The organism is Arthrobacter ginkgonis (assembly GCF_039540195.1).
GTDB lineage: Bacteria > Actinomycetota > Actinomycetes > Actinomycetales > Micrococcaceae > Zafaria > Zafaria ginkgonis.
The window spans coordinates 122,414-142,807 of record NZ_BAABEO010000026.1; the positions used below are offsets into that span (position 1 = coordinate 122,414).

Genomic DNA, 20,394 nt, shown 5'->3' on the forward strand with positions numbered 1-20,394 from the left:
TTCGGGCGCCGGGGGAGCGGTGAACACGGCTGGGGGAGCGACGGTTTCGCGGGATGCCGGGCTGAGCAGCGGGGCCTCTCCGGCCAACGGGTTCATGAACAGGGGGTCGGGGGGCATGGCGGCCTTTCGGGCGGGGTGGGAGTCGGACCAGCCTACCCTCGGCCTTCCGAGAACTTGCTGCCTGGTGCCTTGCTGCCCGTCGCTTGCTAGGCGCTTGTGAGTATGTTCGGCGTGACCGTACTTGAGGCAGGCGTCTGGATTTTCACGCAAGGTCTCCCGGCTGGTCGACGGTGATGACGAATCTGGTGCCTAGTTCCTGCAGTTCCTGCCGGCGGGTTGGTTCCCCGTCTTCCGGCATGCCCCGGCCATTGCCGCGAGGGTGGATGGGCTGGGGGCGCGGATGCCTTAGGGTTGCGGGGCAGAACCCGCAACCGAGGAACAGGACATATGGCACAGGACTATGACGCGGCACGCCCCGAAGTGGCCGAGCAGAGCGAGGAGACGTACAAGAGCGTTCAGAGCATGGCGGCGCCGACGGCCCGCGCGGTCGTCGAGGAACTCGACGTCGCCGAGGACGTGGACGGGCTCGAACTGCCCGGGGCCATCGTCAACGATGAGCTGGTCGTTGCGGTGATCCCGCAGGGCACGGACGAGTTCATCTGCGGCTCGTGCTTCACCGTGCGCCACCGTTCCCAGCTAACGCGCGAAAAGGACGGCACCGCCTACTGCCGCGACTGCGAGCTGTAGAGCGCTTCGGATGTGGGATTCGTCGCCGGTGACGGGCGGCCGCGGCGCTATTTGGGCGGCGGGTGGACCTGAGCGTCCCTTCTCGGGACCGTGATCTGTCGGATGATGATCAGGATCGAGGCTGTAACGGGAATGGCCAGCAAGGCCCCCATGAGGCCGAGCAGGGCAGCCCCGGTCATGGCCCCGATGATGATCAGCACGCCCGGGACATCCACCGCGTGGCCCATCACTTTCGGAGTGATCTGGTAGGCCTCGATCTGGATGTAGACGAAATACGTGATCGCAAAGACGAGCGCGGCCGTCGGGCCGATGAACAACGCCCCCACGGTTCCCACGACGAGGAAGATCACCGACCCGATCATCGGCACCAGGGTGATGAAGAAGGCGGCCAGGGCCATCAGCACCGGCACGGACGACCCGATGAGCAGTTGAAGGACGAAGACGACCGCCGCGTTGATCATGGACAAGGTGACGCCGCCGGCCACGGCCCCGCCGACCGACGTCGTGATCTCCTCCAGTACGGCGGAGAACCGGGCGCGGCGGTAGGCAGGGACCAGCGCGGCGGCCGCTCGTTTGATGGCGCCAAGGGACGACACGAAATAGAGCGTCAGCACCACGACGATGAAGGCGCTCGAAACAGCGCCGACGACACTGACACCTGCGCGCAGAACGCCACCGGAAATCGCCAGCATTGACTCGGGGGTGGTTACGGATTCCAGGGCCTGGAGCAGGACTGCGCTGACGTCCAGACCGGTGGCCTGCTCCACGCTGGATAACCACGCACTGTTCGGCAGGTTCTCCACGGCCTCCGGAGCGTTCTGCACGAGGTAGCTGAATTGGCGCGCCGTGGCCGGCACGATGAAGGCCAGGATGGCCGCGACCACCGCCAGGAAGGCGCCGGCCACTATCGCCACGCTCCAAAAGTGCGATACCCCGCGCCGGGATACTGCCCGCACCGCGGGGTCCATGCTCAGTGCCAAAAATGCCGCCAGGGCAATCGACATCAACACGGTCGAGATCGACAGCATTGCCAGGGCCAGCGCAATGGCCAGCAACGCGCCGGCGGCCATGGTGAACCCGGTGGAGAGAGGCCACGCCGGCGCGGTCCTCATGAACGTTGGCACCTTCCAGCCGCGAGGCATGGGCGCATTCGTCTCCGGCGTCGGGGGTGGCGGAACCTCGCTCATGCTCTGCATCATACTGAGCCGGTGGCCTCGTCCTCCGGCCTGCTCATCTCGAGGGGATGGCGTTCCGGCGGCAATCCCGGCTGCGGGTCCAGGGGAGGGAGGATCGCCCGGGGTCCAGAGCTCGGGTGCCCAAGGCTGTCCACGGCGGGCAGAAAGTTGGGGAGCGCCGGGGAAGGGGCGCAGCGATCATCCCATCCGGGTTCGGTGATCGTCGTGGGGAAAATCGACAGCCTCTGCCGGCTTCGGCAATGAAGTGCAGGGAATACCGTTGGCTGCGTCCGGCGATGACTGAAAATAGGGGAAGGCCGCTGCGCCCTGGGATGCGGGCGACGGTCTTCCTCCTTCAACATAGGGGGTCCGGCGGTAACGCTGCTCCGCCATGACGGTGATCGTGGACTCGAATCCGATGTTCGGAAAGTGCGCCTGGGCCGTATGTTTCAGCGGACTTGCTTGCGTGCAGGTGAATGACCGACACCGGTTTCGCGGCCGGTCCGCCCTGACCGGATGTTCGTGGCTGGCGTGTCAGGCTGCCAGGCGGGCGTTCCCGGTGGTCGTGAGGAACTCCGCGGGCGCGAGAACGCTGAGCCTGCAGTCGGCTTGCAGCGGGTCAATATGTGCGGGCAGGTGGCGGGACTCCGAGTACGCGCGCAGCTGGTCCAGGGCCGCTGGTTCGACACTGGCACGGGTGAGGTCGATTTCCATCTCCAGGCCTCGCATCAGAGCGTTGGCGCGTTTGACGACCACGTAGAGGGCCTGGACGCTTTGTTCCGTCACGCGGCCCTGGACAGTGATCTGGACATGGGCGCCCTCAAGATCCACGCGGACCAGGACATCGAGCTTCTCGGCCATGGTTCTCCTACCCTTTTGTGGGCGGCCGCGACGCTGCGACCGCCCACGACAGCGTAGGCATGAATTGTGACCTAGGCAACACCGTGGCGCTCATCCGGGGTCATCGGCTCTCTCGGCCATGGCAGGCCGTTGGAGGATTCGTTGGCCGGGTGCAGGCGATGCGCAGGTTCATGTCAACGGAATTAAGGGTCCGCGGATGATGCCGGGACGGGGGATTCCTATGGGCTTTTCGCGGTGGCCGGACCATCAGGTGCGGCCGCGGCCCGGGAGTGACTACTTGAGGTGGGGTGTGGCTCCTTTAGTGCGCGGATTTAGCGCGCGGACTGCGTGTGCCCAAGAGCCCGAAGGTTTCCCCGGCCCTCACATCGAAGGACGGGTCCTTGATGACCGTCGTTTCCCCGAAACTCATCCGGAAATCCTTGATGTGCGCCAGCGGCTCGACGGCCGCGTCCCCCAACGTCATGCCCACACTCCAGCCGGCCCCTCAAGTGCGCCGCCGTCCCGCCGGGCGCGTTTTCTCCGGGCCGTCAGGACACCTGCCGGTAGGCTCATGGACACGCTGGCATTCCGCCACCTGGCTCGCACCGGCAGGGGAAGCTCGCGGCCGGATCCTCACCCCGGCAGGCGCATGGACGAAGACACCGAAGACGGACAGCAGACCACCGCGCAAAAAGCGGTTCCATGAATGGTTGGACGGATCCTTCGTCTCGCGCGTTCCGGGCCTGGTCTTCGAGCGGTTGGGAAAGTAGAACGCCGACAGCAGCAGGGGGGGCGGAACCCGTCCGGACCTGTCCATGGGACCAAGGGAAGAGGTTCCGGCGCAGCAGACCACGGCCACCTGCGCGGGGCGGCCTTTGATGTGGGGTTGGGGCCGCGGGAAGCGGCGACGGGCCTCGAGCACGGGCAAGGTCCTGGGAGTCGTGTCTGCAGGTCTTGGGCGTTTGGCCGTGCCTATGGTCGGTCCATGGAAACGGAGGAGGCCCGCGAGCTGGAAGGGCAGACATCGATCAATGAGCTGCTCGACGATCCTGTCGGTCTGACCCACATCCAGATGGTGTTACCGATCTACGTGAAGCTCGGGCCGGGGGACTTCCGGCGTCTCTCCTGACACCCGGTTCAACGCCGCGTCTACGGGGTCCAGTCCCCGGAAGCGGCCCACGGAGGACGCCTCGTCCGGGGGCAGATGCCTGACCCACGCGGAAACCCTCGCAGGCGCCGTTATCGGTGCCCGCGAGGGGGCGGGAGAGCTCCGCGGGTCGGGGGTGGTGGGCCACCCCGTCGGTCACGTCGTTCCGGTTGAAGACGGTTTCACGTATCGCGATCGGCGGGTCCTGCCCCTCGTTCAGGGCGGCGTTGCAGCCCTGGTTGCATCTGCAACAGGGGGTCCGCGCTCCTCATGGTGATAGGTGTCTCGACAAAGTGTCTTGCATCCCACCGGTTGCAAGACAAGAGCGACCGTGGCTTCGGCGTCGATCAGGGCCGGCCTTTTGGGTGGCGGGGCGCCAGGGGTGAGGACTTCGGTCCGCAGACTGCCACATGCCGTCGAGCCAGGAGCTCGCGGTATCCTCCCGCCCAGTCAGTACCACAGAACACATCCGTCATGCGGGCCCCTCCCTTGGCCACGGCTAATGGTCAAGGGAGGGGCCCGGACGGGACGATCCTTTTCGGAGCCCCCAGGCATGGATAACGGGAAGACACCTCGCCGGTTCCCTCCAATCCCCTTAAGTAACGGGGCCTACCGCCGTAGCGGATCGTACGGGGCCAGGTCCAGCGGGGCGCGGCCCGTGGCGATGAGCCCGGCGAGCAGGCGGCCGCTCACCGGTCCCAGCACGATTCCCCACATGCCGTGGCCGCCGCTGGCGAAGATCCGCGGCGAACGGAGCCGGCCCAGCACCGGCAGCCCGTCGGCGGTCACGGGGCGCGGGCCGACCCAGAGATCGCGGCGCGTGGACCAGTCGACGCCGCGCAGCACGGGCTTGGCCGCGGCGACGACGGATTCCAGGCGGGCCGGATCCAGCGGGTCGTCGGCCCCCGCGAACTCCATGGTCCCCGCGATCCGCACGGCCCCGGCGTAGGGCGTCGCGACCACCCGCTCGGCCGGCAGGTAGAGCGGCCCGTCCAGCGGCACGTCGCAGTCCACGGTGAACGAGTAGCCGCGTCCCGGCTGCAGCGGCGTGCGCAAACCCCACTCCCGGGCGAGCCGCGGCAACCACGCGCCAGTGGCGAGCACGACGGCGTCGGCCTCCTCCGCGGCCCCGGTAGCGGAAGCGACGCGCACCCCGTGTCCCGTGTCCGCGACGCCGTGGATCGGCCAGTTCTCGAGGATCCTGCCGCCGCGCTGCTTGACCGAGGCGGCCAGGTCGGCGACGTACGCTCCGGGATCGATGAAGCTCTGCCCCGTCACCCGGAAGGAGTCCGTGACCTCCGCCGAGAACTGCGGCGCGGGGTGGCCGTGCTCGTAGCCCACCGGCTGTCCCATGCCCCGGAGTTCCTGCAGGTGGCTGCGGAAGTGGTCGGCGTCGTCCGTGGAGCGGAAACCGATGGAGTACGGCGCTTCGACGACGGCGGGGGCCGCGCCCGCGGCGCGCAGTTCGCCGAAGGCGTCCAGGGCCAGGGCGGTCAACGGCTGCAGGTGCTCCATGGTCCGCCGCCACCGTCCGGCCGTCATGTTGCGGGAGAATCTGGCGAGGAAGCGCCACAGGGCAGGGTCGAAGCGCGGCGGGATGTGCAGCGGCGCGTCCTTGCGGAACAGCGCCTCGACGCCGTGCCTCCAGGCGCCGGGTTCGGCCAGCGGAGTGACCAGTCCGGGGACGACCCAGCCGGCGTTGCCCCAGCTGGCGCCGCCTCCCACGGAACCGCGGTCGACGACGGTGACCTCGACCCCGTGTTCCTGCAGGTACCAGGCCGTGGAGAGGCCCACGATGCCGCCGCCGACCACGATCACGCTGTCGGGGAAAGGGGCTGATGCGGACACGGTGCTCCTAGAGGTGACGGCTCAGGCGCTTCTCGGCCAGGACCGAGAGCCACGTGGCGGGGACGGAGATGGCGGCGTAGAGCATGCCGGCGGCGATGAACGCCGGGAGGTACTTGAACGTGGAGGATCCGGTCGAATACGCCTGGCTCATCAACTCTGGCACTGCCACGGTGTAGGCCAGCGACGTGGCCTGGAAGAGCAGGACGGCGAAGCCCATGAGGGACGGCAGGGCGATGCGCAGCCCCTGCGGGATCTCGATGAACCGCAGCCGGTCGCCCACGCTCATGCCCAGCGCGTCGGAGCCTTCGATCTCTCCGGCAGGCACCGCTTGGATGCCGCCGCGGATGAGTTCAGCGGTGTACGCCGCCGTCGTCCAGACCAGCGCCAAGCAGGCGGAGGCCAGCGAGGAGAGCGTGATCTCCACGTTCGGCAGACCGTAGTACATCAGCTGCAGCAGGACCAGGGCCGGAGCGCCGCGGCCCACCTCCACGAAGAAGACGGACACGTAGCGGAAGGCCCTGTTCCTGGCGGTGACGCCGAAGGAGAAGAGCAGGCCCAGGGGCAGCCCGAACAACAGGCTGAAGAAGGTGAGCGTCAGGCTGATCTGCAGCCCGCCGAGCAGGGTGGGCAGGATCGTGGCGACATCGGGGAGCAGGCCGGTCATCGGGCAACCGCCTTCCGCAGCTTGGTGTCCAGGTGTCGGGAGAGCATGCCCAGCGGCATGCTTAGGAGGATGTAGACGCCGGCGGCGATGAAGAAGACCATGATGCCCTCCCCGGACTGCCGCGCGTACTGGTTGGAGAAGAACACGATCTCCGCGACGCCGATCGTGGAGGCGATCGAGGAATCCTTGAGCAGGCCGATCCCGTAGGCGGTGTAGGCGGGGATGGCGGTGCGCCAGGCCTGGGGTCCGATCACCCGGCCCCACGCGGTACCGCCGCGGAACCCGAGTGCGGAGCTGGCCTCCCACTGGCCCCGGTGCACCGAGCCAATGGCGCCGCGGAAGATCTCCGCCAGGTACGCGGAGGACACCAGGCCGAGCCCGAGGACGGCGGCCTGCAGCGCGGACATGCGCAGGGTGCCGAGGGAGACGCCGTAGTAGAGGATGAACAGCCACACCACGGGCGGGATGCCACGCAGCAGGTCCACGATCCCGCGGGTGAGCAGCCAGACGGCGCGGTTCCCGCTGCGCAGCCCGGCGACCAGCGGCAGTGCCAGCACGGTGCCCAGGCCGAGCGAGAGCACGGTGACGAGGAGGGTCAGGGGCAGGCCGAGGGCGATGGCTTGGAGCATCTGCACGTTGATCAGCGCTCCAGCACGGCGCGCAGGAAGCGGCGGGTCCGCTCGTGCTGCGGGTCGCTCATGATCTGGTGCGGGTCGCCGGATTCGATGATGCCGCCGTCGGCCATCACCACCAGCTCGTTGGAGACGTTGGCGGCGAAGCTCATCTCGTGGGTGACCACCACCATCGTCATGCCCTCGGACGCGAGTTCCTTCATGACCTCCAGGACCTCGACGCCCACCTCCGGGTCCAGCGCGGAGGTGGGCTCGTCGAAGAGCATCACACGCGGACCGAGGGCCAGCGCCCGGGCGATCGCGATGCGCTGCTGCTGCCCGCCGGAGCAGCGGGCCGGGTAGCAGTCCGCCTTGTCCGCCAGGCCCATGCGGGCCAGCAGCTCCATGGACTTGGTGTTCGCCTCCTCCTTGCTGCGTCCGAGTACGCGCTCCTGCGGAAGGCTGACGTTGCGCAGCACGGTCATGTGGGGGAAGAGGTTGAAGTGCTGGAACACCATGCCGGCGCTGCGGCGCAGCGCGGCGAGGTTCTTCGGCGCGATCTTCCTGCCGGCGTTGATGGTGTGGCCGTCGATCTCGATCTCCCCGCTGTCCGGCTTCTCCAGGAGGTTCATGCAGCGCAGGACGGTGCTCTTGCCGGCCCCGCTGGGGCCGATCATCGCCGTGACGGAGCCTTCCGGCACGGCCAACGACACGTCCCGGAGGACGATGTTGTCCCCGTAGGACTTGGCCAGATGGCGGACTTGGACGACGTTCTTGGTAGTGGTGGAAACTGGTTGGGGCATGGCTGTGGAATCCTTTGGGAGCGGGCCGCTTCAGCGGCCGGAGTTCAGGCCGTTGGCGGAGACGGACCGGTGGGCGGCGACGACGGCGCGGGCGACGGCCAGGTCCTGCCACGGCATCCCCGTGGTCTTGAAAACAGCCGGGCGCCCGGCCCGGCTGCGCGAGCCGTCCGCCACGAGTTCCGCCAGCGTGCGGAGGTCCTCGGGGGCGGAGATGGCGCCGGACGCGAGCGCCTGCACCACGTCCCCGGCCTCGCGCAGCGCTGAGTCCCGCGATTCGACGACCACGGCGGCGCGCGCCATCAGCGTGTCGTCCAGTTCGCGGCTGGTGGGTGAGTGGGAGCCGATGGCGACGACGACGGCCGAGTCCGGCACCAGTGCCCCGTCGAACAGGGGCCGCTGGGCAGCCGTGCAGCAGACCACCAGGTCCGCGCCGGCGACGGCGGAGGAGTCCGCCACCGAAGTGGCCAGGCCCAGCTCGCGGCGGGCCCGTGCGGCCAGTTGAGCGGCGGCGGCAGGGTTGCGTCCCACCACCGCCACCCCGCCGAGGGTGAAGACGTCGTGGAAGGTCTTGATGTGCTGCCATGCTTGGACGCCGGTGCCGAACACCACCAGCTGGGGGGCCGTACGGCGCGCATCGGCGCCCGCAAGGCCATCGCGCTGAGCGTCCAGCAGCAGGCGCGCGCCGAGCGCCGAAACCGCGGAGGTCCGCAGATTAGTCAGCTCGATCCCGTCGAGCACCGCCAGCGGCGCTTGGGACGGTCCCCCGAAGAGGGCGTAGATCCCTTGGATGACCGGCGCGCCGAGGGCGACGTTGTCCTGGGTGATCGTCAGCAGCTTCGTGCCGACCGCGCCGTCCCACGCCGAAGGCATCTGCAGGAACTGGCCGGAGGTGGTGTCCACCCGGGTGCGCGGGGCGTCCTGCTCGGGATCGAAGCCGGCCCGTAGGGTCTCTTCGAGCGCAGTTACGGCTGCGGCGGGAGACAGGGCCGCCCGCAGTTCCTTCCCGTCGATGAAGACGGTGCGTGTGCGGGCCCCGCTGGTTTCCACGGCAGCATTCATGGCCGTATCCCTTCCGTCCAGTGCTACTTGATGAGCCGGGGTTCGCCGGTTTCGGCGGCCGTCTCGGGCAGGCCGTTCGCGGTGAGGATCTCGGAGATCTTGCCGTCGGCCTTCATGGACTCGATGCTGGCGTCCAGCGCCTCGGTCAGGCTGGTGTTGCCCTTGGTGTGGGGGAAGCCGATCTGCGCCGGCTCCCTGGAGGCGACCACTCGCTCGTCGGGCTCGACCACCAGGACCTTGTAGTCGGGGATGTCCTTGTACATCTCGGCGGCGGAGCCGAACCCGTCGAGGCCCACCTGGATGCGGCCGGCCTTGAGGTCCGCCTGCATCTCCACGGCGCTGGGGTAGACGGTCAGCTTGTCGCCGAGGACCGACTTCATGTCGGCCACCCACAGGTACCCGTCCACGGTGCCGACTTTGAGCTGCTCCATGGCGCGGATCGAGGTGACGCCGTCGCCGGAGATCACGCCCATGTCGTCCGTGTAGACAGGGGCGGAGAGGTCCACGATCTCCGCCCGTTGCGCGGTGCGGTAGTAGCAGCCGATGGCGAGGTCCGCGCGGTTGCTCTGCACGGCGGGGATGGTGCCGGCGTAGGACGTGGGCTCCATCCGGATCTCGAGGCAGTTGTCCGCGGCGAACTGCTTGACGATGTCGGCATCGGCCCCGGTCGCCTGGCCGTTGGAGACCGAGGAGAACGGGGGGAACTCGGGGGCGGCAACCGTCAGGACGCCCTCCTGGAGCGTCTTGACCTCGCTCTGCGGGACGCAGTCGTCGGGCACGGAGGTGGCGCTCACCTGCCCGCTGCAGGAGCTCAGGGCCAGGGCGGTGAAAGCGGCGGAGGCGCCGATGGCGAGCGCGGAACGGTATTTCATGGAACTTCCTTCGGTGGGAACTCGATGAGCGTGTGATCTGTAATACACAACCGGTTGTCGATTACTCTCAGGGGTGTGGATGGCTCCTGTCAAGGCACCTCGCAAAAGTCGCTGACAACGTCACGTCACAGTCCTCCGGGCGCCGGGAGGTTCGCGCGGCTCCGCGCCGCGGGCGGAGGCGCAGAGTGCGAATGATTCTGCCGGCGGTGCCAACGGGCCCCGGATGCTGACCTATTCTGAAATGAAAACTCGCTGGTAAGGAGAGTGCCCATGCAGGACAGCAACGTGCGGGAAATGATCGGCGTCCAGGGCTTGAGGCTCCAGCGGGGGACGCTGAAGGACGAGGCGCTCAGCGTAGTGCGCTCGGCCCTGCTGTCGGGGGAGATGAAGCCCGGCCGGATCTATTCGGCCAACTCCCTCGCCGCCCAACTCGGCGTCTCCAATAGCCCGGTGCGCGAGGCGATGATGGAACTTGCGGCGAAGGGCCTGCTGGAAGTGGTGCGAAACCGCGGCTTCCGAGTGGTGGAGATGAACGACGCGGACCGGCAGGAGGTCTACGACCTGCGCATGATGATCGAGGTCCCGGCCGTCGTGAAGGTGGCGGGGAAGGGGTTGACCGACGAGCAGCAGGCAACCGTGCGGCGGCTTGCCCAGGCGACGCTCGACGCGGCCCATCCCGACCGTTTGCCCGAATACCTCGACGCGGACCAGGCGTTCCACATGGGGATCGTCGGACTCCTCGGCAACCGCCGGCTCAACGGCATCGTCGAGAACCTCCGCGACCAGAGCCGGGTGCGCGGCTCCTACCACTTGGCGGAACGGGGCGTCCTGCGCCAGAGCGCCGAGGAGCACCTGCCGATCGTCGAGGCACTCGTCGCCGGCGACGCCGAGCGCCTCCAGGCGCTGATGGTCGAGCACCTGGACTACGCCCGCCCCTGACCTCCGGCTTCGCACAGCGCCTCCACCACGCGGGCCACGCTCGGCCGGCCGAGCACCGCGTTCCGGGCCAGTGAAACGATCTCGCGCCGCTTGTTTCCCGGCAGCTCGACCGATGCGGCGTCCGTAAGGTGGAAGGCCATCATGGCTGCCGTCGCGACCGTCAGCCCGTAGCCGGCGGCCGCCAGCCCGAGCGCCAACGCGGTGTCGGTGACCGTGTGGTCCACCGCCGGCTCGATCCCTTCCGCCGCCAGCGCCATCCTCGCGGCCCGCCCGAACATGGAGTCGGCCGGGGGGAGCAGCCATCCGGCACCCTCGATGATTTCCGCCAGCGACAATGCGCTTTCCGCCCCGCCGCCGGGGAAGACCACCCGCAGCGGTTCGGAGAGGACCGTGCGCTTGGTGACGCTCGATGGAACCGGCAAGGGCAGGTCGCTGTACTCCAGCCCCAGTGCCGCGTCCACCGTCCCGGCCCCGACGGCGGTGACCATGCCGTCCGGATCCAGTTCCCGGAACTCGACCCGGATGCGCGGGTCCGTCGCGGCGAGCAGCCGAACCGCCGGGACGGCACAAACGATGGCCGCGGACCCAAACACGCCCAGGCGCACCGTCGAGTCGATGCCGGCGTCGAGCGCACCCAGCGAGGCGGAGGCCTCCGCCTCGGCCGCCAGGATCACCGCCGCGTGACGGTGCAGCAACCGCCCGGCGTCCGAGAGCGTCAGGTGCCGGCCGTCCTTGATGAACAGCGGCTGCCCCGCCTCGCGCTGCAATCCGGCCATCTGCTGGGAGATCGCCCCGACGGTGTAGCCCATCCGCTCGGCCGCCGCGCTCATCGAGCCCGCCTCCGCCACGGCGCACAGCGTGCGCAGCTGCCCGAGTGTCCAATTCCGCACCGCGGCCTCCTTTTAGAAAAGCTAAAGGGTTTCCCTCATGAACTTTAGCTTGACCCAGATCACATTGTCCCTAGGGTAGTTATATATAACCCATTACCGATGAACGATTTTCTTCATCGCATTCCCTTCATCACAAAGGAGGTCCGCCTTGGCGAACCAGGTGGTTTCCCTCTCCCTTCCGGGCGGCACCGCCCAGCCGCAGGACGCCGATGTCGTCATCATCGGCGGCGGCATCATGGGCGTCAGCGCCGCCTTCCACCTCGCCGAGGCCGGCGTCCGCAACATCGTCGTGGTCGAGCGTTCCGGCCTCGGCACCGGCTCCTCCGCCAAGCCGCTGGGCGGCGTCCGCGCCACCTTCTCGGACCCGGCGAATGTTGCGCTCGGCAAGCGCAGCCTGGACGCCTACGGCCGTTTCGGCGAACGCTTCGGGGTCGACATCGGGCTGCGCCGCGTGGGCTATCTTTTCCTCTGCCGCAGCGCGGCGGAGGTTGCCGACTGCGAGGCCAGCGTGACCGTCCAGAACCAGTTCGGCAGCAACAGCCGGATGGTTTCCCCTGACGAGGCGGCAGCGATCAACCCGTTCCTGAACCCCGCCGTGCTGCAGGCGGCCTCGTACTCGCCGGAGGACGGCTTCGCGGAGCCGGCCAAGGCGGTCGCCGCCTACGCCCGGGCCGCCGAGGCCGCCGGCGTCGTGTTCCTGACCGGCACCGAGGTGCTCTCCGTGGAGACCGCAGCAGGGGCCATCCGATCCGTGACCACCAACCGCGGCACCATCCGCACCGATGCCGTGGTCTGCGCGGCCGGCGCGTGGTCCCGGCACGTGGGCCAGATGGTCGGCGTCGAACTGCCCGTCACCCCGGTGCGCCGGCAGATCGGCATGACGCGGCAGCAGGCCGCGCCGTACCCGGACGTCCCGTTCACCTTGGACCTCTCGACCACCATGTACTTCCACAACTACGGCAACGGCATGCTGCTGGGGATCTCCAACCAGCAGGCCCCCGGTTTCGGGCGGGACTTCAGCTACGAGTGGGTCGGCGAGTTCTCCGCGGCCGCCCGGATCTGCGCCCCGTCGCTGGCGGAACCGGACCTCGAATTCGGCTGGGCGGGGCTGTACGAGAACACGCCGGACCACAACGCGCTCATCGGCGCGTCCGGGGAGGTCTCCGGCTTCTTCTACGCCACCGGGTTCTCCGGCCACGGCTTCCTCCAGGGGCCGGCGGTCGGCGAACTGGTCCGCGACCTTTACCTGGGCCGCGAAGGCTTCATGGACCTCTCCACCTTCTCCGCCGACCGCTTCAACGGCGACGCGGCGCTGGTTCGCGAAGTCCACATCATCTGAACACCGCCGACGCCACACGACGACCCCACGAAAGGACCAATCCATGAGTTTCCAGAGCCTGTGGGAACTGCGGGCCGCGTTCGCCCGACGCCTCTCGACGATGTACGGCACCGAAGTGCCGGCCTACAACACCCTGGTGGAGGTCTCGACCGAGGTGAACCAGGAACACCTGCGCCGGCACGGCGCGGACGCCGAGCGGTTGGGCAGCATCGGCCGCGTCACTGCCGAGCGCCACGGCGCCATCCGCGTCGGCTCCGAGCGCGAGATGTCGCAGGTGGCCCGGGTCTTCGCCGCCTTCGGCATGCACCCAGTGGGCTTCTACGACCTGCGCGACGCCGCGTCCTCCGCAGTGCCGGTAGTCTCCACGGCCTTCCGCCCCATCGACGCCGACGAGCTGGCCCGGAACCCGTTCCGGGTCTTCACGTCGATGCTCGCCGTCGAGGACCCTCGGTTCTTCGACGCGGAACTCCAGCGGGAGCTCGTCGACTTCTTCGCCCGCCGAGAGCTCTTCGGCCCGGAGCTGCTGGAACTCGCCGACCGGGCCGCCGCCGCGGGCGGACTGCCGGACGCGGAAGCGAACCGGCTGCTGGAGCTCGCCACCGGCGCGTTCGAGCTGTCCGCCGAACCCGTGGACCACGACTGGTACCGCCGGCTCGAGGCGATCTCCGCCGTCGCCTCGGACATCGGCGGCGTCGCATCCACGCACATCAACCACCTCACCCCCCGGGTGCTGGACATCGACGCGCTCTACGCCGGCATGGAGGCCTGCGGCATCACGATGATCGACGAGATCCAAGGCCCGCCGCGCTGGGACGGCCCCGACGTGCTGCTGCGCCAGACCTCCTTCAAGGCCCTCGGCGAGAAGCGGATGTTCCGCCACGCGGACGGCTCCGTGAAGCCCGGGGAGCTGCGGGTGCGCTTCGGCGAGGTCGAGGCCCGCGGCATCGCGCTCACCCCGGCCGGCCGGGACGTGTACGACCGCATGGTCGCCGAGGTCGACGCCCGGCTCGCCGCCAACGCCGACACGGTGCGGCAGGACGCCGCCCGCGCCGTGTGGGAGGAGAACCTTCCGCGCACCGAGGCGGAACTCGCCGCCCAGGGCCTGGCCTTCTTCACCTTCACAGCCCGCCCGGAGGCCCTTGCCGGAACCCCGGCCGGGCCGGTCACCCTCGCGGAGCTGATCGCCTCCGGAGCCGCCGTGCCCGAGCCGATCGTCTACGAGGACTTCCTGCCACGCTCCGCGGCCGGGATCTTCCAGTCCAACCTCACCGACGAGGGCTCGAAGAACGACGCCGAACAGGCCGCCGCGTACGACATCGACCGCATGAGCACGATCGTCGGCCGCGAAGTGCTTGACCCCAACGGGCTCTACCAGGCCCAGCAGGACGCCTCCGTGGCGGAACTCGCCAAGGCCCTCGGCGTCGAGATCACCCCCGCGGCATCGGCCGCAATCTCTTCCCGCTAGACCACACCAACAAGCCAGACCGCCGACCAAGCCACCTTCACCAACAGGAGCACCAAATGACCCTGACCCAGACCGAAACCACCGAGCTCGCCTCCCGCGTCCGCGCTTCCCTCCAGGCCTGCGGCGTCCCCGAGTCCGCCTACGGCACCGACCACGACGCCGTCTCCCCGCTCACCGGCGAACGCCTCGCCGGCCTGCGCACCACCACGGGCGAAGAGGTGGACGGCGCCATCGCCGCGGCCCACGAGGCGTTCAAGACCTGGCGCGACGTCCCGGCTCCGGTGCGCGGCAACGTCGTCAAGCGCTGGGGGGAACTGCTCACCGAGCACAAGCAGGACCTGGCGAACATCGTGCAGGCCGAGGCCGGCAAGATCACCTCTGAGGCCCTCGGCGAGGTCCAGGAAATGATCGACATCTGCGACTTCGCCGTCGGGCAGTCCCGCATGCTCTACGGCAAGACCATGCCCTCCGAGCGCCCGGGACACCGCCTGATGGAGACCTGGCACCCGCTGGGCGTCGTCGGCGTCATCTCCGCGTTCAACTTCCCGGTCGCCGTGTACTCCTGGAACACGGCGCTGGCCTTCATCGCGGGGGACACCGTGGTCTGGAAGCCCTCGGGCATCACGTTCCTCTCCGCGCTGGCCGCGGACGCCCTGCTGGCCCGCGCGGTCGCCGAGTCCGGCGCTCCGAAGGACATCCACCGCCTCCTGATCACCGACCGCGTCGGCGGACAGAAGCTTGTCGAGGACCCGCGCGTGGCCCTGGTCTCCGCCACCGGCTCGGTGCGCATGGGCCGGGAGATCGCCCCGCAGGTCGCCGAACGCTTCGGCCGCGTGATCCTGGAACTCGGCGGCAACAACGCCGCCGTCATCACCCCCAGCGCCGACCTGGACCTGGCGCTGCGCGGGATCGTGTTCGCCGCCGTCGGCACCGCCGGGCAGCGCTGCACCTCCATGCGCCGGCTGATCGTTCACGAGTCCGTCGTCGACCAGCTCACCGAGAAGCTCGTCGCCGCCTATGGCACGCTGAGCATCGGCACCCCGCTGGAGGAGAAGAACCTCGTCGGTCCGCTGATCAACGAGGGCAGCTACCGTGCCATGCAGCAGGCGCTGGCCGACGCCCAGGCCCAGGGCGGCACGGTGCTTACCGGCGGCAATCGGGTGCTGGCGGACGAGTTCCCCGAGGCCTACTACGTCGAGCCGGCGATCGTGCGGATGCCGGAGCAGAGCGCCGTGGTCCACGACGAGACGTTCGCCCCGATCCTCTACGTCATGACCTACACGGACCTCGACGAAGCGATCGAGACGCACAATGCCGTCCCGCAGGGCCTGTCCTCGGCGATCTTCACCCAGGACCAGGCCGAGGCCGAGCGCTTCATCTCCGCCTCCGGATCCGACTGCGGCATCGCCAACGTCAACATCGGCACCTCCGGCGCCGAGATCGGCGGCGCGTTCGGCGGCGAGAAGGAGACCGGCGGCGGACGCGAGTCCGGCTCCGACTCCTGGAAGGCGTACATGCGCCAGGCCACCAACACGGTGAACTACTCGGGCCGGCTGCCGCTCGCCCAGGGCGTCGAGTTCATCTAGCCCCTCCAGCGCCGGCGTCCCCGAGGTCCTGGACCCCCGGGACGCCGGCCCCCGGCAGCCAGGCGGCGCCTCGGCCCACCGGCGGGCGCGCCGTCTGACCTGCACCACCGCTGGCCTGCGGGCCGGCCCAGCACCACAACGAGTATTCCAGCGCGACCAAGGAGCAACCAGCGTGGCCAATGTATTCGACCTGATGGACGAGTGGGGACCGGAAAAGATCGTGGCCGTCAGCGATGCGAAGACGGGCATGAAGGGCGTTCTGGTCATCGACAACACCGCCCGAGGCATCGGCAAGGGAGGCACCCGGATGCAACCCACCGTGTCCGTGGACGAGATCGCCCGGCTGGCCCGCGTGATGACGTGGAAGTGGGCCGGGGTGGACCTCTTCTACGGCGGCGCCAAGGCCGGCATCCAGGCCGATCCCGCGTCTCCCCACAAGGAGGAGATCCTGCGGGCGTTCGTCCGCCGGCTGCGGAACGAGGTCCCGGAGGAGTACGTGTTCGGGCTCGACATGGGCCTGACGGAGAACGACGCCGCGATCATCAACGACGAGCTCGGGACCCGCGGCGCCGCCGTAGGCACCCCGTACGAGCTTGGCGGGATCCCGTACGACCAGCTCGGCATCACCGGCTACGGGGTGGCCGAGGCCGTGGACCAGGCCGCCGAGGCCACCGCGCTGGCGGGACGGCGCGTGGCCCTGCAGGGCTTCGGGGCCGTCGGCCACGCCGCCGCCGAGCGGCTGCACGCCCTGGGCTACCAAGTGGTCTCCGTGTCCACCGCCGCCGGCGCCCTGCACGACCCGAACGGCCTGGACATCCCTGCGCTGCTGGAGCTGCGCCGGGAGCTTGGCGACGCGTTCGTCAGCGCGCTGCCGGAGCTGAAGATCGAGGCCGGGACCGAGCTGTTCGTCGACGCGGACATCGTGGTGCCCGCCGCGCTGCAGGACGTCATCGATGCCTCCAACGCCGGAAACATCAAGGGCCGGCTGCTGGTCGAGGGCGCCAACCTGCCCACCAGCGAGGAGGCGCAGGCCGTGCTGCGCGACGCCGGGGTCACCGTGGTCCCGGACTTCGTCGCCAACGCCGGCGGCGTGGTCTCGGCCGCGTTCGCGATGGACGCCCGCCACTCCGCGTTCCGTCCGGAAACCGGGCAGATCTTCGAGACCGTGTCCAGCAAGCTGCGCGCCAACACGCTGCAGGTGCTGGAGGAGACCGAACGCCGCGGAGGCACCAGCCACGAGGCCGCCCGGGCCCTCGCACAGGAACGGGTGAAGCGGGCCATGCAGCTGCGCGGCAAGCCGCTGCCCGTGAACGCCTGAGCCCCGCCTAATAGCCTGCCAGAAGGAGCCGAGACAGTGACAAGCGACGTGGAGGTCAAGGCCGGCGGCGGCCGGACGGAGGCGAACGGCAACACCGCTTTGCCCGCCGGGCGGCTGGACATCGACGCCGTCGTCCGCGAGTTGGGCGAAGCGCTGGAGGGCGAGGTCGACGCCAGCCCCCTGCGGCTGGCCCAGTACACCACCGACGCCTCCAACTACCGGGTCCCCCCGCAGGTCGTGGCCATGCCGCGCACGGAGGCCGACGTCGTCGCCGCGGTGCGCATCGCGGCGCGGCACGGGCTGCCCGTCACCGTGCGCGGGGGCGGTACCTCCTGCGCCGGCAATGCCGTCGGGCCCGGCCTGGTGCTGGACGTGAGCCGGCACCTGAACCGGATCATCTCGATCGACCCGGAGGCGCGGACCGCCACCGTGCAGCCCGGCGTGGTGCTCGCTGACCTGCAGGCGGCCGCGGCCGCGCACGGGCTGCGCTTCGGGCCGGACCCGTCCACCGCCACGCGCTGCACGCTCGGCGGGATGATCGGCAATAACGCGTGTGGTCCCCACGGACTCGCCTACGGACGGACGGCGGACAACGTGCGCCGGCTGCGTTGGCTCACCGGAACCGGAGAGGTCCTGGACCTCGGCGCCGGCCGCGACTCCGTGGACGCCGTCCCGGGCCTGGAACAGTTCGTGCTGGCGAACCTCGAGACCATCCGCACCGAGTTCGGGCGGTTCGGCCGGCAGATCTCCGGTTACAGCCTGGAGCACCTGCTGCCGGAGAACGGGCGCAACCTCGCCGCCGCGCTCGCCGGGACCGAGGGCACCTGCGGGATCATCCTGGAGGCCGAGCTGGACCTGGTCCCGCGTTCCGCCGCCCCGGCCCTCGCGGTGCTGGGCTACCCGGACATGGCCAGCGCGGCAGACGCCGTCCCGGCCCTGCTGCCGCACCGGCCGCTCGCCCTCGAGGGCCTGGACGCGGCACTCGTGGAGACGGTGCGCCGCTCTCCGGCCGGCGGGTCCATGCCCGCGCTGCCTGCGGGGGAGGGGTGGCTGATGGTGGAGGTCGGAGGCGCGACGAACGCCGAGGCCCTCGCCGCGGCCCAGGCGATGGTGGCGGACGCGGGCGCACTGGACGCCGTCGTGCTGCCCTCCGGTCCGGATGCCACCCGGCTCTGGCAGATCCGCGCTGACGGCGCCGGGCTGGCCGGACGCACCGCCGCCGGCGCCCAGGCCTGGCCGGGCTGGGAGGACTCCGCCGTCCCGCCCGAGCACCTCGGCGACTACCTGCGGGACCTCACCGCCCTCATGGACGAACGCGGGCTCTCCGGCCTGGCCTACGGGCACTTCGGCGACGGCTGCGTGCACCTGCGCATCGACTTCCCGCTGGGGCACGACGGCGCCGCGATGCGCGGCTTCCTTGAAGCCGCCGCGGAGCTCGTGGCCCGCTACGGCGGCTCGCTCTCCGGCGAACACGGGGACGGGCGGGCCCGCGGCGAGCTGCTGCCCACCATGTATTCGCCCCAAGCCATCGCCGCGTTCGCCGGGTTCAAGGCGCTGTTCGACCCGCACAACATGCTCAACCCGGGCGTGGTGGTGGACCCGGAACCGATGGACGCCTCGCTGCGCCGGCCGCAGGCGGTGGAACTGCGCGCGAGCGACGGGTTCGCGTTCGCGCACGACGCCGGCAACGTCACCGACTCGCTGCACCGCTGTGTGGGCGTCGGCAAGTGCCGCGCGGACCTGCGCGAGCAGGGTGGGTTCATGTGCCCCTCCTTCCAGGCGACCCGGGACGAGGAGCAGTCCACCCGGGGACGGGCGCGCGTGCTGCAGGAGATGCTCAACGGCGGGATCGTCACCCTGGGCTGGTCCTCCCCGGAGGTCCACGACGCCTTGGACCTGTGCCTGAGCTGCAAGGCCTGCGCCAACGACTGCCCCACCGGCATCGACATGGCGATGTTCAAGTCCGAGGCGCTGCACCAGACCTACAAGGGCAGGCTCCGGCCGCTGGCGCACTACACCTTCGGGCGGTTGCCGCAGTGGCTGCGGCTGGTCGGACCGTTCGGATCGCTTGTCAACGCGGTCGCCAAGGTCGGCCCGCTGCGCCGGCTGATGATGCGGCTCGCCGGCGCGGACCCGCGCCGCGGCCTTCCGGTGTTCCCGGCCAAGCCCTTCCGGTCACTCGGGGCGGCACCGGTCGCGGTGGCCCCCGGGAAACCAGTCGCCGCAATGGGGAAGCCCGTTGGGGATGACGCGGCCGGGGTTGCCGAAGGGCCGACAGGAGATCACCCCGTCCTGCTGTGGGTGGATTCGTTCTCCGACGCGATGGGCCCGGACGTCGCGCTGGCCGCGGTGAAGGTGCTTCGCGCGGCCGGCTGCGACGTGCAACTCGCCGGGCCGGGGGCCTGTTGCGGGCTGACGCTGATCACCACGGGCCAGCTGACCGCAGCCAAGGCGAAGCTGGCCAAGACGCTGGACGTCCTGCACCCGCACGTCGCGGCGGGCCGGACCGTTGTGGGGCTGGAGCCCTCCTGCACCGCCGTCCTGCGCTCGGACCTGGTGGAACTGCTGCCCGGCGACCCGCGATCGGCCGAAGTTTCCCGGGCGACGAAGACCGTGGCGGAGTTCCTGCGCTCCATCGAGTGGACGCCGCCAGCCGCCGCGGAGAAGCTGCTGGTCCAGCCGCACTGCCACCAGCACTCGGTCATGGGCTACCAACAGGACCTGGCCCTGCTCGGGGACATGGGCTGCGACGTCGAGGTCTCCAGCGGCTGCTGCGGCCTCGCCGGGAACTTCGGCATGGAGAAGGGCCACTACGAGATCTCGGAGAAAATCGCCCAGGACGGCATTCTGCGCAAGGCCGCCGCGGCCCCGGACCGCGCGATCATGGCCGACGGCTTCAGCTGCCGCACCCAGGTCGCCGACCTCGCCGGGCTGGACTCGAGGCATCTGGTCCAAGTGATCGCGGACGCCCTGGAAATGGGCCCGCACGGAAAGTGAAGCTGCCGAATCCGCGGCCCGACCCGAAGGGAACACGACATGTCCACCCGCCTCACCATCGATCCACCCACCGTGGCCCGGAACCCCGACCCCG

The 20,394-nt window shown here is 69.7% G+C and carries 18 protein-coding genes; 8 read left to right on the forward strand and 10 right to left on the reverse strand.

What is annotated here, in order from left to right; translation table 11 throughout:
• The first annotated feature begins 447 nt into the window (after positions 1–447).
• The gene (locus ABD912_RS20045; protein WP_345153674.1) at positions 448–747 is read left to right on the forward strand and encodes a DUF4193 family protein; all 300 of its coding nucleotides are present in this window, start codon (positions 448–450) and stop codon (positions 745–747) included.
• 47 nt (positions 748–794) lie between these two features.
• Here ABD912_RS20045 and ABD912_RS20050 read toward each other — a convergent pair whose 3' ends face one another.
• The 3 genes from ABD912_RS20050 to ABD912_RS20060 form a co-directional block, all read right to left on the reverse strand.
• Positions 795–1,934, reverse strand: coding sequence for an AI-2E family transporter (locus ABD912_RS20050; RefSeq protein WP_345153675.1), 1,140 nt, complete (start codon positions 1,932–1,934; stop codon positions 795–797).
• A 522-nt stretch (positions 1,935–2,456) separates the two neighbouring features.
• On the reverse strand, positions 2,457–2,783 hold the full coding sequence (locus ABD912_RS20055) for a hypothetical protein (protein ID WP_345153676.1): 327 nt from the start codon (positions 2,781–2,783) through the stop codon (positions 2,457–2,459).
• A gap of 298 nt (positions 2,784–3,081) precedes the next feature.
• Positions 3,082–3,246, reverse strand: a complete 165-nt coding sequence (locus ABD912_RS20060; RefSeq protein WP_345153677.1) for a hypothetical protein — start codon at positions 3,244–3,246, stop codon at positions 3,082–3,084.
• Between the two features lie 501 nt (positions 3,247–3,747).
• Here ABD912_RS20060 and ABD912_RS20065 point away from each other — a divergent pair.
• Complete coding sequence (locus ABD912_RS20065; RefSeq protein ID WP_345153678.1) at positions 3,748–3,891, forward strand: hypothetical protein; 144 nt, start codon at positions 3,748–3,750, stop codon at positions 3,889–3,891.
• 627 nt (positions 3,892–4,518) lie between these two features.
• Here ABD912_RS20065 and ABD912_RS20070 read toward each other — a convergent pair.
• Genes ABD912_RS20070 through ABD912_RS20095 form a run of 6 tightly spaced genes read right to left on the reverse strand, consistent with a single transcriptional unit; the run spans position 4,519 to position 9,766 of the window.
• Positions 4,519–5,757, reverse strand: a complete 1,239-nt coding sequence (locus ABD912_RS20070) for an NAD(P)/FAD-dependent oxidoreductase (RefSeq protein ID WP_345153681.1) — start codon at positions 5,755–5,757, stop codon at positions 4,519–4,521.
• A 7-nt stretch (positions 5,758–5,764) separates the two neighbouring features.
• Positions 5,765–6,421 carry an amino acid ABC transporter permease gene (locus ABD912_RS20075; protein ID WP_345153683.1) on the reverse strand — a complete coding sequence of 219 codons (657 nt, stop codon included), beginning with the start codon at positions 6,419–6,421 and terminating at the stop codon, positions 5,765–5,767.
• The gene (locus ABD912_RS20080; protein WP_345153804.1) at positions 6,418–7,050 is read right to left on the reverse strand and encodes an amino acid ABC transporter permease; all 633 of its coding nucleotides are present in this window, start codon (positions 7,048–7,050) and stop codon (positions 6,418–6,420) included. The genes ABD912_RS20075 and ABD912_RS20080 overlap by 4 nt, the downstream gene beginning before the upstream one ends.
• 11 nt (positions 7,051–7,061) lie before the next feature.
• Positions 7,062–7,835: an amino acid ABC transporter ATP-binding protein gene (locus ABD912_RS20085; protein ID WP_345153684.1), complete on the reverse strand. Its 774-nt coding sequence runs from the start codon at positions 7,833–7,835 to the stop codon at positions 7,062–7,064.
• A gap of 30 nt (positions 7,836–7,865) precedes the next feature.
• Positions 7,866–8,894 (reverse strand): ornithine cyclodeaminase family protein, encoded by a 1,029-nt coding sequence (locus tag ABD912_RS20090; protein WP_345153685.1) that lies wholly within the window; start codon positions 8,892–8,894, stop codon positions 7,866–7,868.
• A 23-nt stretch (positions 8,895–8,917) separates the two neighbouring features.
• Entirely contained in the window at positions 8,918–9,766 is an 849-nt protein-coding gene (locus ABD912_RS20095) for a substrate-binding periplasmic protein (protein WP_345153687.1), read from the reverse strand.
• 270 nt (positions 9,767–10,036) lie between these two features.
• Here ABD912_RS20095 and ABD912_RS20100 point away from each other — a divergent pair, with 270 nt between their 5' ends.
• Positions 10,037–10,705, forward strand: a complete 669-nt coding sequence (locus tag ABD912_RS20100) for a GntR family transcriptional regulator (RefSeq protein ID WP_345153688.1) — start codon at positions 10,037–10,039, stop codon at positions 10,703–10,705.
• Here the strand turns inward: ABD912_RS20100 and ABD912_RS20105 are convergent.
• Entirely contained in the window at positions 10,690–11,595 is a 906-nt protein-coding gene (locus ABD912_RS20105) for a LysR family transcriptional regulator (RefSeq protein WP_345153691.1), read from the reverse strand. The two genes, ABD912_RS20100 and ABD912_RS20105, sit on opposite strands and share 16 nt — an antisense overlap.
• Before the next feature lie 148 nt (positions 11,596–11,743).
• Between ABD912_RS20105 and ABD912_RS20110 the strand changes: the two genes are divergently transcribed.
• The 5 genes from ABD912_RS20110 to ABD912_RS20130 all read left to right on the forward strand — a co-directional run bounded on the left by ABD912_RS20110 (position 11,744) and on the right by ABD912_RS20130 (position 20,300).
• A complete protein-coding gene (locus ABD912_RS20110; protein WP_345153693.1) occupies positions 11,744–12,934 on the forward strand; it encodes an NAD(P)/FAD-dependent oxidoreductase in 1,191 nt (396 codons plus the stop codon).
• Positions 12,935–12,977: 43 nt separating this feature from the next.
• Positions 12,978–14,399, forward strand: coding sequence for a 2-oxoadipate dioxygenase/decarboxylase (gene hglS / locus ABD912_RS20115; protein WP_345153694.1), 1,422 nt, complete (start codon positions 12,978–12,980; stop codon positions 14,397–14,399).
• Between the two features lie 56 nt (positions 14,400–14,455).
• On the forward strand, positions 14,456–15,985 hold the full coding sequence (gene amaB / locus ABD912_RS20120) for an L-piperidine-6-carboxylate dehydrogenase (protein WP_345153696.1): 1,530 nt from the start codon (positions 14,456–14,458) through the stop codon (positions 15,983–15,985).
• Positions 15,986–16,157: 172 nt separating this feature from the next.
• Entirely contained in the window at positions 16,158–17,303 is a 1,146-nt protein-coding gene (locus ABD912_RS20125; RefSeq protein WP_345153698.1) for a Glu/Leu/Phe/Val family dehydrogenase, read from the forward strand.
• A gap of 36 nt (positions 17,304–17,339) precedes the next feature.
• Positions 17,340–20,300: an FAD-binding and (Fe-S)-binding domain-containing protein gene (locus tag ABD912_RS20130; RefSeq protein ID WP_345153701.1), complete on the forward strand. Its 2,961-nt coding sequence runs from the start codon at positions 17,340–17,342 to the stop codon at positions 20,298–20,300.
• The last annotated feature ends 94 nt before the right edge of the window (positions 20,301–20,394 follow it).